The sequence below is a fragment of the Ralstonia sp. ASV6 genome, assembly GCF_016429285.1.
Lineage (GTDB): Bacteria > Pseudomonadota > Gammaproteobacteria > Burkholderiales > Burkholderiaceae > Ralstonia > Ralstonia flaminis.
Window position 1 is genome coordinate 20,430 of the sequence record NZ_JAELUI010000060.1, and the last position, 12,295, is coordinate 32,724.

A 12,295-nucleotide genomic window follows, 5' to 3' on the forward strand; every position below is an offset into this window, starting at 1 on the left:
ACAACATGGTCCACATGCGTTTGAGCCCCTGGTGTATCCGCGACGCGGCGCGTTCGTCTTGCATTTTTCTCACCTTTTATCGTGTCTCAGCTGTACTGCCCTGCCACATCTGTCTTGGTGCGATTTGCGCATGCGAAGCTACACTGCCCGGCTCATATTCTTGACGCATGAAACAATCGTGGCCCACGACAACGACACTCGGCATTGCTGTGAAGTTGGTGCTGAGTATAGAGACGTAAAGCGGCTCGCTGTAGCCTTGCGCTTGCGACTTCGGCGGCAAATATCAACGCATTCTCGACTCAATTGCCGACGAGACGTTTCGCTCGCATAAAAAGGTTTTGTCTTCTGATGCAGTCAGCCGCTAGCGTGACGCTGTGATCAGGAGAGATTGTGGGAAAGCACGACACCTCAATGGAGCCTCGTCGCTACCGAAGCGGTGAAGCCGCGCGTCTGGCGCGAATGCCCGCCACCACGTTGCGGATCTGGGAACGTCGATATGAAGTTGTCTCGCCCCCAAAGACTGCTTCAGGGCATCGTCTCTACTCGGACGAAGACGTTCGCAGGCTGCAGTTGATCAAGACCCTCGTGGATCAAGGTCACCCCATCAGCGCAATCGCCGCGCTGGATCAGGGGGCATTGGAGGCGCTGATGCGCTCGTCGGAGGACACGCAGTCAGAGCTGCCTGAGGCGCTCTCGCTACTGCTTGTCGGTCCGGTGGACATGCCGAGCACCGGATCGCCGTTCGGCAGCATGCGAGTCTGCGCACATGCCGGCTCGCTTGAGGGCGCGTTTCAGCATGCCCATGCGGGGGTGACGGCGGATGCATTGCTTGTCGCAGTCCCCTCGCTGCATGACGAGACGGTCGCACGTATTGTGGCGCTTTCTGAAGCCGTGCATGCAAAGGCGATCAGCGTCATCTACACATTTGGCAGTAGCCGTGCGACTGAGCTGGCAGGCCTCGCGGGTGTACGCGTTGTCCGTCGAGCCGACGCGCAGGCCAGGCCCGCGCACCTCATCGCAGAACTCGCTGATTGGGCCACGGCGCATCGCCAGGCAGACAGGCTGAATGTCGACACGGGGCCACGCGCGATGCGCCGGTTTGACGACAAATCGCTCGCCGCTCTTGCGGGCATCGCATCGACAATTCAATGTGAATGCCCGCGGCACCTTGCAGAGCTTGTAGTGCAACTCAGCGCGTTTCAACGTTACAGCGATGAATGCTCATCGCGATCACCGGGCGATGCCCTGTTGCACCGCCGTCTCGGCAACGTCGCGAATCGCGCTGCGCAACTGCTTGAGACCGCCCTTGCGGAAATTGTGCGTCAGGAAGGGTTGATGAACCGAGACCAGAGGTATTGGTATGCCCCGCCAACGTCGTAGACCGGGCATGGCTATCTGCGCCGAACGCTACGCGTTGGCGACGAAATTCGCCACGTCGGACAGTACCGGCCCGAGAAATTGCAGTGGCGAAGCGAGCGCCGCCACCAGCGTCTTGTGATCCAGGCGCGGGTAGACCTTGAGCGCAACCGGATGTCGATACGCCATCAACCGTTCGGCCAGGGACAGCGTGTTGCGTTGCACGTTAACGTAGGCATCGCGCTCTCCGGTGAGTAAAAGCGCGGGCGGCTGCCAACGCTGATCCACATGAAACAACGGCTGGCTGTCTTGCGTTTCGTGCGGATGATTGAACACGGGCAGTATGTCAGCCGTCTGGATCGGTAGGAAGTTATAGGGGCCTGCCATTCCGATCCAGCCAGAAAGCGAATCGGTACGCATCCCCTGCGCCCCCAACCAGCGCGGATCCGTCGCCAGCATGGCAGCGTTGTAGGCGCCCGCGCTATGGCCTGCGACGAACAAGCGTGCATTTGCGTACCCCTGCAGCGCGAGCCAGCGCCGCGCGAAGGCCGTAGCAGCGGCGCAGTCTTCCAGGAAGCCTGGATAACTGACTTCCGGATACAGCCGGTAGTCAGCCACCATAGCAATTGCGCCGGCCGCTGCCAGCGCCTCGCCGACAAAGGCGTAGTCCGTGCGTGCGCCCTCTCTCCAAGATCCGCCGTAGAAGAATACGACCGCGCGAGCAGGCCCCGCCATGGGCCGAACAGGTCGGTAGACATCCAGCCTCTGCCGTGGGTTGCCGCCATAAGCCAACCCCCGCATGGAAATACTGGCACCAGACCTGGATATGGCATTCAGAACATCCAGGCCGGAGCAACCTGCCAGGCTCGATAGTGCCGCAGCCAGCCATGCTCGACGAGTCACACGGGTTATCGACATGCGCGCTCCAGTGCTGGGACGTGACGATGCGCGTTGCACCCGTTCGGGCACGCACCGGTATCCGGTTGGAGCAAGTCTGCACAGCAGCCATTGAGCAGGATCACCATGGAAGTGAGAGTGGAATCGTTGTGTGCCTTGGCATATACGGACCGCCTGCGCGGTTGGATGCAGGCATGCCAGCGCGTGTGCCGTCGTCCACCCAGCGCTTCTCAGTTGCGCGATTCATCTTGCATCCAGTCTCGCGCGGGAGACGTATATGACATCAGCGCTGTGTAGCAACTGAAAACTGAAGCAAGCCGCGCAGTGCGCCATCGATACCCGACCCAAGGAGATTGACCCATGAAGCGAGCACTGCTATTGGTTCTCACGTTGACTACCGCCACGCTGAGTGCATGCGGAGGCGGCGACGACACGCCCACGCCGATGGCATCGACGGCGTCAACCGCACAATTTCCCCAGAACGCCGACATGTGGTCGGGACTTGGCGGAGACGCCAGTGCACCGGCCGCCATTTCGAAGGTGGTCGACGATGCGGTGTCCGGGTTGCTTGCAGACCCCAAAGAAGCACCGTATTTCGCCAACCTCGGTCAGCCCGGACACGATACGGTGGGGCGTCTCAAGGCCTGCCTCAACCTTCAGTTCAAGGCGCTGTTTGGTGGCCCCTTCAGCTATCCAGGACAAGTCGCCGCAGACGGTACCACCGTCATGTGCGACGACATGGCCACGGCACATTCTGATGTCGGTGTTCCCGGCTGCGTGTTCGACCAGTTCATCACCGATGCCGCCGCTGTCCTGAAGACCGATGGCGTGCCGGACGCCTACATCTCCCGTGTAGCACCCGTCCTCACCGGTCTCAAATCGAGCATCGTGTCGACCATGCCTAAGTATCTGGGCCCGAATACCGCCCAGAACTGCCAATGAATCCGCGTCGCCCGCTGCAACGGTACGCAATGCCCAGTGTTGCAGCGCTTACGATCGCGATCGGTCTCGTTGGAGCCATGCACTTGAAGGCCGCTCGCCCTGTGCTCGCCATGCTTGGCGTCCCCTGCCCAGTCGACAACACCACGGCCGAGCAAGTCAGCGCGCTGCGTGCAAACGGACTTGCGCATCTGCGGGCAGACCAGCCGGCGCCTGCCCGTCCGCTCCCGGGTGGGTTCGTGCTGGATGGCACGACCGAGGACGAGGCTGCTCGCTGGGCACACGAAAAAGGCGTCGTCTGCGATGCCGTCACACACGGCTACAAGTATCTGCGCTGTCGCGGCGTCGACGCCCATACGCTCGGTCTTGCCGGCCCGCCCGTCAGCGAGTTGTGGCTCAGCTTCGGTCCAAGTGGCCGTCTCATCGGTGTAGACGTCTACCGGCGCGGGATGAGCGCCAGCGACACAGCTGCCGCCTGGGACGGCGCGACACATGCGCTGCGCAATGCGCTCGGCACACCAACCGCGACAATGGGTAACGCATCACCGGAGGTATTGAGCGGATCACCACTGCAAACAGCACGTTTGCAGTATCGATTCGCCGATTATCTGGCGATTGTGACCGCCAGCAACCTTCCGTACGCCGGGCTGGCGGTGAGGGAGCAGTACATGTCGTCCCGTCTTTGATTTCAGGTGAAAGCGTAAGGCCTTCGTGTCACACCTTCGTGTCTGATGGCGGAAGTTTTTTTCTATTGCCGCTGATAACGCAAAGGCCGGCGAATTCGCCGGCCTTCGCTTTTCGGAAGCCGACATGACGAGAGGCCTGACAAATCGCTTTAGGGAGTAAAGATCCGCGCAATTGTTACCGATGGCTATACTGCGCCATTCCCGGTAAGCCATTTGCACACCAATTGACTTCGGCGCACCGCAGCAACAGGAGAACCTGATGATCAAAGTCAGTGTCATGTACCCGTACGCCGCAGGCGCGCGATTCGATCATGTGTACTACCGTGAGAGGCATATGCCGATGATGAAGCTGCTGCTCGGCGCTTCATGTCTGTACTACACGGTGGACAAGGGCATCGCAGGTGGCGCTCCAGGCACTGACCCTGTTTACGTGGCCAAGTGCGACTTCGTCTGTACTTCTGTCGAAGCGTTCCAGGCAGCCCGCGCCCCGCACGCGCAGGAGATCAGGGCCGACATCGCCAATTACACGGATATACAACCCGTGTTGCAAATTAGTGAGGTGGTCGTGGAGCGTTCGGAGGTCTGACTAAGACAGATCCGCAATCACCGCAACGAGATTGCGCACGGCCTCGGCCAGTGAATCAGGAGGCCATCGCTTCGCCGAACCACGCAGCCGAGCCCTTCTCCACAACCTACATCAATCTCAATCCTTCGCGCGCGCCCGCTCGACTGACATGCCGGTCGGCATCATGTTGAGGTTGGCGTTGTGCATCACCCACAACGAGCCGCCAACCACGATCACGATCAATAGCGCCGTGCAGATGAAGATGCCGGCGTTGCTACGCTGGCCAGGCTTGAAACCCAAGTGCAGGAAGAACGCCAACTGGACCAGCAGTTGCGCGACGCACAGCCCGACGATTGCCGCCATGGTCGTGGCCGATGACAGCCCTCCGTGCATGACCACGCCGAACGCCGCGGCGGTCATCGCGACGGACAAGATCAGCCCGAAGATATAGCTGCGCAGGCTGCCGTGCACGGCAGGCGTATCGGCATGCAGCACGTGAGTGGCATGCAGTTGGGACATGCTCATGCGAACTCCCGGAGGTAGACGAAGGTAAATACGCAGATCCAGACCAGATCCAGGAAGTGCCAGAACAGGCTCAGACATGCCAACCGGCGACGCGTGACACTGTCCAGACCGAAGCGCTGCACCTGGTGGACCATCACGAGAATCCACAGCAAGCCGAACGACACGTGCAGGCCATGCGTGCCGACCAGTGTGAAGAACGCCGACAGATACGCGCTCACGCCGGGGCCCGCCCCCTCATGCAGCAGGTGTGTGAACTCGTACAGCTCCATGCCGACGAAGGCCGCGCCCAGCACGAAGGTGGCCAGCAGCCAACGGACCACGCGGCCGCGGGCGGCCTCGCTCTGGTCGAGCATGGCGACGCCGAACGTGAAGCTGCTGACCAGCAGCAGCATGGTTTCGGCAAACACAAAGGGCAGCTCGAAAAGCTGGCGTCCGCTGGGACCGCCGGCGGCGCTCTCCGACAGCACGCCGAAGGTGGCGAACAGCACGGCGAAGATCAGGCAATCGCTCATCAGGTACAGCCAGAAGCCCAGCGTGGTGTTGGTGCTGGCGTCGTGATGGGCGTGATCGTGCGCGTGGGTGTGGGCGGTGCCCTGCCCTGCCGCGCCGACGTTGGGGGCGAGTGAAGCAGTCATGTTCAGGCAGCGTTCTGCAGTTGGACGTAGCGGGCGCGCTCGATGCGCTCGACCTCGGCGGCCGGCACGTAGTAGTCGGTGTCGCGGTCGTAGCTGCGCAGGATGAAGGTCGCGATGGCGCCGACCAGGCCGGCAATCGCAATCGCCCACATGTGCCAGACCACCGCGAAGCTCAGCAACAGGCCGAAGCACGAGACGATGAAGCCCGACGCCGTGTTGCGCGGCATATGGATGTCTTCGTAACGGTCCGGCTGCTTCCAGGCCTTGCCGGATTCCTTGTCATCCCAGTGCTGCTCGAGTGACGTGATGGTCGGGACGTGCGCGAAGTTGTAGAACGGCGCCGGCGACGCGGTCGACCACTCCAGGCTGCGAGCATCCCACGGGTCACCGGTGAGGTCGCGGTTCTGATTGCGGTCGCGGATGCTCACCACCAGTTGCACCAGCATGGCGAGGATGCCCATGCCAATGACAGCCGCGCCCACCAGCGCCACCACAAGGTACGGATGCCAGTCGACGTTGGCATAGTGGTTCATCCGGCGCGTCATGCCCTTGAAGCCGAGCACGTACAGCGGCATAAAGGCCAGGAAGAAGCCCACCAGCCAGCACCAGAATGAAATCTTGCCCCAGCGCTCGTTGAGCGTGAAACCGAACACCTTCGGGAACCAGAAGCTGATCCCGGCCAAGCAGCCGAACACGACGCCGCCGATGATCACGTTGTGGAAGTGCGCCACCAGGAACAGGCTGTTGTGCAGCACGAAGTCAGCACCGGGCACGGCCAGCAGCACGCCGGTCATGCCGCCCACGGCAAACGTCACCATGAAGCCGATGGTCCACAGCGTTGCGGAGTGATAGCGGATGCGGCCGCGATACATCGTGAAAAGCCAGTTGAACAGCTTCACGCCAGTGGGGATCGAGATGATCGACGTCATGATCCCAAAGAAGGCGTTGACGTTGGCCCCCGAGCCCATGGTGAAGAAATGGTGCAGCCACACGAAGAACGACAGCACGCCGATCGACGAGGTGGCGTACACCATCGACTTGTAGCCGAACAGCGGCTTGCGCGAGAAGGTGGCGATGATCTCCGAGAAGGCGCCGAAGGCCGGAAGGATCAGCACGTAGACCTCGGGGTGTCCCCACACCCAGATCAGGTTCACGTACATCATGGCGTTCCCGCCCAGCTCGTTGGTGAAGAAGTGCATGCCGAGCACGCGGTCAGCAGTGAGCAGCGCGAGCGTAGCAGTCAGCACCGGGAAGATCGCCAGGATCAGGATATTGGTGATCAGCGCCGTCCAGGTAAACACCGGCATTTTCATCAAGCCCATCGTTGGCGCGCGCATGCGCAGGATGGTGACGATGAAGTTGATGCCCGTGAGCGTGGTGCCCAGGCCTGATATCTGCAATGACCAGATGTAGTAGTCGACCCCGGGTGTCGGGCTGTAGCCCAGTTCCGACAACGGCGGATAGGCCACCCACCCCGTGGCGGCAAAGTCGCCCACGAACATCGACAGCATGACCAGCACCGCGCCCATGGCCGAGAGCCAGAAGCTCAGCGAGTTGACGAACGGGAAGGCGACATCGCGCGCGCCGATCTGCAGCGGCACGATCACGTTCATCAGGCCGAGCACCAGCGGCGTGGCCACGAAGAAGATCATGATCACGCCGTGCGCGGTGAAGATCTGGTCGTAGTGGTGTGGGGGCAGGTAGCCTGCGGCGTCACCGTAGGCGATCGCCTGCTGGGCGCGCATCATGATGGCATCGGCAAAGCCACGCAGCAGCATGATCAACGCCATGATGATGTACATGACGCCGATCTTCTTGTGGTCGACCGAGCAGATCCACTCGGTCCACAGGTACCTCCATTTGCCGAAGTACGTGATGGCCGCCACCAGTGCGGCGCCGCCGAGCAGCACCGCAACCATCACAACCATGATGATGGGCTCGTGCAGCGGGATGGCTTGAAGATTGAGTTTTCCTAGCATGACTTATTGCTCCGTGCGGGAGACGGACGCCGGCGCGGCGGGCCTGGCGGCCAGCAGGGCTTCCGAGCCATCTGCGCGGCAGACCTGGCCGTTGGCCAGCATGTATTTGTCGACGACACCGTCGAACAGCCGCGGGGCGACGGCTCCATACAGCGTGACCGGGTCTTTGCTGCTGGGTTGTTCGAGCGTGCGATAGGCGTTGCGGTCGAGCACCTTGCCGGAGGCCTTCGCCCGGCTGACCCACGCATCGAACTCCGCACGCGAGGTGGCAAGCGTCTTGAAGTGCATGTCGGAGAAGCCTGCGCCGCTGTAGGCGGCCGACTGGCCGAGATAGGTGCCGGGGTGGTCGGCAATCAGGTGCAGGCGCGTCTGCATGCCGGCCATGGTGTAGACCATGCTGCCGAGCTGCGGCACGAAGAACGCGTTCATCATCGACTCCGACGTCAGACGGAAATTGATCGGCGTGCCGGTCGGGATGGCCAGCTCGTTGAGCGACGCCACGCCGTACTGCGGATAGATGAACAGCCACTTCCAATTGAGCGCGATGACGTCCACCTCGACCGGCTCGACCTGCGCGGTCAGCGGCTGGTACGGATCCAGCTTGTGCGTGGTGTCCCAGATCAGCACACCCAGGCAGGCGACGATCAGGCACGGGATGCCCCACACCACCACTTCAATGGCAGTCGAATGCGACCACTTGGGCGCGTAGGTAGCGCGGGTGTTGGATTCGCGGTACCGCCAGGCAAACCACAGCGTGAGCACGATGACTGGAATGACCACCAGCAGCATCACGCCAAGCGAGACCAGGATCAGCGTCTTTTCCTGCTCGCCGACACTGCCCTTGGGCGACAGCAGTTCGAGCGTGCATCCGCTCATGAGCGTGCTCGCCAGGATGCCGAGCGCGAGTGCGCCGAACCGGCGCGGGGATGTCAAAGCCTGTCTTGGGGGGCGCGCAGGACTTGGGGGCTCGCCTGTGCGCCAAGCGATCGAGTTGTGCATCTTCGGATGACCTGAGTTGTGACCCGCCACCAGGCATCCCGACTCCGGAAGATTCACGTACACGCACTGGCTGCGCTTGCCCGCAATCGTGAATTGCAGCTGGGCGCCCTGCTGATGCTGATACCGCTGAATGTATGGATTCCTGTGGCGATGTCTGGCATGCTAATCGAAGACAAAACCCATACAAGAACGTAATTTCCGGCAATGGAATCCATGCAAGATGCGGTCGATACTCCCACGGGCCAATGGGCATTACGAATCACCCCAGGGCGTGGAGCCCGGTATCAGCAGATCGTCAATTACATCGAGCAGGCCATTGGTGACGGACGATTGCGACCGGGCGACCGCGTGCCGCCGCAGCGCGATCTGGCCAAGACGCTTGGCGTCGACCTGACCACCGTCACGCGGGCGTATGCCGAGGCCAAGCGGCGCAACCTGGTCGACGCCAAGGGCGCGCTCGGCACTTTCATCGCCGCGCCACGGGCCGAGCTTGCCGCCGTGGTCGACATGAGCATGAACGTGCCGCCCCCGCCCGCGCAGGTCGACTTTGACGACATGCTGCGTCGCGGGCTCTCCCAGGTCCTGCTGCGCAGTGACCCACATCTGCTGATGACGTATCACCTGGGCGGCGGGAGCCCCGCAGACCGGGTCGCGGGTGCGCGCTGGCTCGGGCAGATGATGGGCCCGGTCGAACCGTCCAGAGTCGTGGTGTGTCCAGGAGCGCAGGCGGCGCTTGCCGCGCTCATCCAGAGCCTGACGCGTCCTGGGGATGGCATTGCGGCCGAGCCCCTCGCCTACCCCGGACTGCGCTCGGCAGCGCTGCAGCTCGATCGCAAGGTAGTGCCGATCGAATGCGATGCCGCCGGAATGCGGCCGGACGCGCTGGCGGACGCGTGCGCCGCTGGTGTCAGGCTGATCTACCTGAACCCGACCATGCAGAACCCGACCACGCACACCATGCCGATGTCGCGCCGCAAGGAAATCACACGGGTTGCGGCGAAACACAAGGCGCGGATCATCGAAGACGACCCCTACTGGCTGCTATCGACGGACGCACCGCCGCCCATCGCCAGCATTGCGCCCGAACTGACCTGCTACGTGGCGACGCTGTCGAAAACGTTGAGCCCGGGTTTGCGCACCGCCTACGTGCTGTTGCCTGAAGATGGGGTGACCGGCGAGGGATTCCTTGCCGCGCTGCGCTCGTTCGCGCTCATGTCGATGCCGCTGGCCGTGGCCTTGTCGACGCAATGGATCCATGACGGCTCGGCACAGACACTGCTCGAAGGCATCCGCACCGAAGCTCGCGCACGGAAAGACATTGCAAACCGGTGGTTGAGCGGCATCGGACAACTGCCGCCGACGGGCATCCACGTCTGGCATACGCTTCCCGATCACTGGTCGGCAGAACAACTGACCAAAGCCGCCTTGGCGGAGGCCCTGCGGGTGACGCCGTCGGATGTTTTCTACAATGGCCCAACGCCGCCCAATGCGATTCGTATCTCCCTGGGCGGCGTACAGGACAAGGCCGAACTGTCGCTTGCGCTGCGCAAACTCGCTACTTTGCTTGAGCGCCGGCCTGCCTATCACCAAGTCGTGGTCTAGCCCTCACCGCGGCAGCCAGCGCCTCCAGCAATGGTTCAGTCTGAGACCAGCCAAGGCAAGCGTCCGTAATAGACACGCCACGCTGCAGCGGCACGCCAGGTTTAAGGTCCTGACGCCCCTCCTCCAAATGGCTCTCGATCATGACACCGATGATGCGCCGCTCGCCCGCGGACAGTTGATGCGCCACGTCATGCCCGACTTCGATCTGGCGCGCGTGCGACTTGCCTGAATTTGCATGCGAACAGTCGACCATGACCTGCTCCGGCAGACCCGCGGCCCTGAGAATGGCGCAGCAGTCCTCAATGGACGCAGCATCGTAGTTCGGCCCTTTTTTACCGCCCCGCAGAATGACATGGGCATCGCTGTTGCCGCGCGTCTCGAAAATCGCGGCCATGCCCATCTTCGTCATGCCCATGAACGAGTGGCTGGCACGCGCGGCCAGAATCGCGTCCGCCGCGATCTGGACACCACCATCGGTGCCATTCTTGAATCCGATGGGGCAACTCAGCCCGGAGGCAAGCTGCCGATGGCTCTGGCTTTCAGTCGTCCGTGCGCCAATCGCGCCCCATGCAATCAGGTCTGCGATGTACTGCGGGCTCAACAGGTCGAGAAACTCGGTGGCAACGGGCAGCCCCAGCGCATTGACCTCCAAAAGGAGTTCGCGCGCGCGGCGCAGCCCTTCATTGATGCGAAAACTGCCGTCGAGCCGAGGATCATTGATGTAGCCCTTCCAGCCAACGGTTGTCCTCGGTTTTTCAAAGTACACGCGCATGACGATCAACAGATCGTCGCTCAGTTGCTGTGCTGCGGTTTTCAGCCGATGTGCGTATTCGATGGCCTGGTCGTGATCGTGGATCGAGCACGGACCTACCACAGCGATCAGGCGATCGTCCCGGCCTCGCAGGACGTTGGTGATGGCCGCGCGACTCGCCTCCACATGGGTTTGCACATCGGGTGATACAGGCAGTTCATCGAGCAAGAGCGCCGGAGAAATAAGCGGCCGGACAGCACCAATCCGGACATCGTCGATACGGGTCGTGTCCTGGGTGGCGTCTGCCACCCCAACCTCTTGGTCATGCTGGGGATTGTCGATACGAATCATCATCGTCACCTGTTGCATCATTTCTGTCACCCCGCATGGTGCAGGAAATTGGCGGCAGAAGGGATGACAATGCTTAACCTAACGATACGATGACCAGTTCAGGCGCTGTCGGTGCTATTCGTCTACTGTGCGCTAGACGCTTGGGGATATTGAGTACGGCCCGATCACCCAACCACCAGGCCGCTTGCTCAAATGCGGGTATCGCTATCAGTTCCAGACAGGATTGTCCTTCTGCTCCTGCGCCCCGGAGACCTTGGACCAATAGGCACCGATTTGGCGCTGCGTGACATAGCCACGCTTTCTGATGTCGATCTTGTCGAAATTTTCATAGACGCGCGGCATACCTGCCTTGGCCTCCTCGCGCGTCAACTTGCCATCGTGATTGGTGTCGGCGGCCTTGAAACGTTCCGCGATTTTGGCCTTCGCCTCCTTGAGGCTCCACTTCATTGGTTCTTGCTCAGTTTGCTGTTGCGCACTCGTGTTTGTGCATACGAATGCCGCCATGATGGCCAGGCCGGCACAGGACTTACGCAGAATCATGGTTCGATCTCCTCAAGGATTCTTGTGTTGGCCCCAGCCGCCTAGTCATTCCGGTAACACCGGACACGAAGCGCTCGCGGGGCCAAGCTCACTCTAGGTCACGTGAGGAATAACGCCAAACGTTAGATGTGCAATCCGATGACTGCGGATCCGCTTACCCGCTATCAACATGCCATGCTGCACAATCCGAGCTACGACTTCAACGATGAGTTGCTGCCGTTGGGGGCGACGTACTGGGTGAGGTTGGTACAGAGGTACCTGGCGCGAGGCTGAGGGGGTGTTGTGCAAGCGTAAAGGCCACCGGGATCGGTGGCTTTTTTGTGGTCTGGTGCTTGGGCGCCTGGGGCAGCGCAGAAGAGATGGGAAGCGCGTTTTGCACGCGTAAAAGCAAACACCCCAGCTCGGGTGGAGCTGGGGTGTTTTATGGGAGAGCCTGGCGATGACCTACTTTCACACGGGAATCCGCACTA

At 61.6% G+C, this 12,295-nt stretch carries 13 protein-coding genes; 6 read left to right on the forward strand and 7 right to left on the reverse strand.

Translation table 11 applies throughout. The annotated features are described in order from the left end of the window. Positions 1–411 precede the first annotated feature (411 nt). On the forward strand, positions 412–1,380 hold the full coding sequence (locus tag JHD73_RS13855) for a MerR family transcriptional regulator (protein ID WP_199030852.1): 969 nt from the start codon (positions 412–414) through the stop codon (positions 1,378–1,380). A 27-nt stretch (positions 1,381–1,407) separates the two neighbouring features. Here JHD73_RS13855 and JHD73_RS13860 read toward each other — a convergent pair whose 3' ends face one another. Beyond that, positions 1,408–2,268: an alpha/beta hydrolase gene (locus JHD73_RS13860; RefSeq protein WP_199030864.1), complete on the reverse strand. Its 861-nt coding sequence runs from the start codon at positions 2,266–2,268 to the stop codon at positions 1,408–1,410. Between the two features lie 345 nt (positions 2,269–2,613). On the opposite strand from JHD73_RS13860, the gene JHD73_RS13865 reads away from it, so the two are divergent. From JHD73_RS13865 to JHD73_RS13875, 3 genes are all read left to right on the forward strand, one after another. Beyond that, positions 2,614–3,195 (forward strand): hypothetical protein, encoded by a 582-nt coding sequence (locus JHD73_RS13865; protein WP_199030853.1) that lies wholly within the window; start codon positions 2,614–2,616, stop codon positions 3,193–3,195. Between the two features lie 77 nt (positions 3,196–3,272). Then, positions 3,273–3,878 (forward strand): hypothetical protein, encoded by a 606-nt coding sequence (locus tag JHD73_RS13870; protein WP_233176961.1) that lies wholly within the window; start codon positions 3,273–3,275, stop codon positions 3,876–3,878. Between the two features lie 259 nt (positions 3,879–4,137). Beyond that, on the forward strand, positions 4,138–4,464 hold the full coding sequence (locus JHD73_RS13875) for an EthD family reductase (RefSeq protein ID WP_199030855.1): 327 nt from the start codon (positions 4,138–4,140) through the stop codon (positions 4,462–4,464). Between the two features lie 117 nt (positions 4,465–4,581). Here JHD73_RS13875 and cyoD read toward each other — a convergent pair whose 3' ends face one another. From cyoD to cyoA, 4 genes are read right to left on the reverse strand one after another with little or no spacing between them, the layout of a single operon-like run. Next, on the reverse strand, positions 4,582–4,968 hold the full coding sequence (gene cyoD / locus JHD73_RS13880) for a cytochrome o ubiquinol oxidase subunit IV (RefSeq protein WP_199030856.1): 387 nt from the start codon (positions 4,966–4,968) through the stop codon (positions 4,582–4,584). Further along, positions 4,965–5,603 (reverse strand): cytochrome o ubiquinol oxidase subunit III, encoded by a 639-nt coding sequence (cyoC, locus tag JHD73_RS13885; RefSeq protein WP_199030857.1) that lies wholly within the window; start codon positions 5,601–5,603, stop codon positions 4,965–4,967. The genes cyoD and cyoC overlap by 4 nt, the downstream gene beginning before the upstream one ends. A gap of 2 nt (positions 5,604–5,605) precedes the next feature. Further along, positions 5,606–7,582 (reverse strand): cytochrome o ubiquinol oxidase subunit I, encoded by a 1,977-nt coding sequence (cyoB, locus tag JHD73_RS13890; RefSeq protein ID WP_199030858.1) that lies wholly within the window; start codon positions 7,580–7,582, stop codon positions 5,606–5,608. Between the two features lie 3 nt (positions 7,583–7,585). Then, positions 7,586–8,515 carry a ubiquinol oxidase subunit II gene (gene cyoA, locus JHD73_RS13895; RefSeq protein WP_269848277.1) on the reverse strand — a complete coding sequence of 310 codons (930 nt, stop codon included), beginning with the start codon at positions 8,513–8,515 and terminating at the stop codon, positions 7,586–7,588. Between the two features lie 270 nt (positions 8,516–8,785). Between cyoA and JHD73_RS13900 the strand changes: the two genes are divergently transcribed. Continuing rightward, positions 8,786–10,183, forward strand: coding sequence for a PLP-dependent aminotransferase family protein (locus JHD73_RS13900; protein WP_199030860.1), 1,398 nt, complete (start codon positions 8,786–8,788; stop codon positions 10,181–10,183). Here the strand turns inward: JHD73_RS13900 and JHD73_RS13905 are convergent. Then, positions 10,137–11,285 carry a 3-deoxy-7-phosphoheptulonate synthase gene (locus JHD73_RS13905; protein WP_233176965.1) on the reverse strand — a complete coding sequence of 383 codons (1,149 nt, stop codon included), beginning with the start codon at positions 11,283–11,285 and terminating at the stop codon, positions 10,137–10,139. The two genes, JHD73_RS13900 and JHD73_RS13905, sit on opposite strands and share 47 nt — an antisense overlap. A gap of 207 nt (positions 11,286–11,492) precedes the next feature. Then, positions 11,493–11,825 (reverse strand): EF-hand domain-containing protein, encoded by a 333-nt coding sequence (locus JHD73_RS13910; protein WP_199030861.1) that lies wholly within the window; start codon positions 11,823–11,825, stop codon positions 11,493–11,495. 138 nt (positions 11,826–11,963) lie between these two features. Here JHD73_RS13910 and JHD73_RS29515 point away from each other — a divergent pair, with 138 nt between their 5' ends. Then, positions 11,964–12,098, forward strand: a complete 135-nt coding sequence (locus JHD73_RS29515; RefSeq protein ID WP_269848278.1) for a hypothetical protein — start codon at positions 11,964–11,966, stop codon at positions 12,096–12,098. The last annotated feature ends 197 nt before the right edge of the window (positions 12,099–12,295 follow it).

Excerpts from the sequence above, each read along its gene's own strand:
- JHD73_RS13855 (WP_199030852.1), top strand. The coding sequence starts at position 412 with ATGGAGCCTCGTCGCTACCGAAGCGGTGAAGCCGCGCGTCTGGCGCGA.
- JHD73_RS13865 (WP_199030853.1), top strand. The coding sequence starts at position 2,614 with ATGAAGCGAGCACTGCTATTGGTTCTCACGTTGACTACCGCCACGCTG.
- JHD73_RS13870 (WP_233176961.1), top strand. The coding sequence starts at position 3,273 with ATGCACTTGAAGGCCGCTCGCCCTGTGCTCGCCATGCTTGGCGTCCCC.
- JHD73_RS13875 (WP_199030855.1), top strand. The coding sequence starts at position 4,138 with ATGATCAAAGTCAGTGTCATGTACCCGTACGCCGCAGGCGCGCGATTC.
- cyoD (WP_199030856.1), bottom strand. The coding sequence starts at position 4,968 with ATGAGCATGTCCCAACTGCATGCCACTCACGTGCTGCATGCCGATACG.
- cyoC (WP_199030857.1), bottom strand. The coding sequence starts at position 5,603 with ATGACTGCTTCACTCGCCCCCAACGTCGGCGCGGCAGGGCAGGGCACC.
- cyoB (WP_199030858.1), bottom strand. The coding sequence starts at position 7,582 with ATGCTAGGAAAACTCAATCTTCAAGCCATCCCGCTGCACGAGCCCATC.
- JHD73_RS13900 (WP_199030860.1), top strand. The coding sequence starts at position 8,786 with ATGGAATCCATGCAAGATGCGGTCGATACTCCCACGGGCCAATGGGCA.
- JHD73_RS13905 (WP_233176965.1), bottom strand. The coding sequence starts at position 11,285 with ATGATTCGTATCGACAATCCCCAGCATGACCAAGAGGTTGGGGTGGCA.
- JHD73_RS13910 (WP_199030861.1), bottom strand. The coding sequence starts at position 11,825 with ATGATTCTGCGTAAGTCCTGTGCCGGCCTGGCCATCATGGCGGCATTC.
- JHD73_RS29515 (WP_269848278.1), top strand. The coding sequence starts at position 11,964 with ATGACTGCGGATCCGCTTACCCGCTATCAACATGCCATGCTGCACAAT.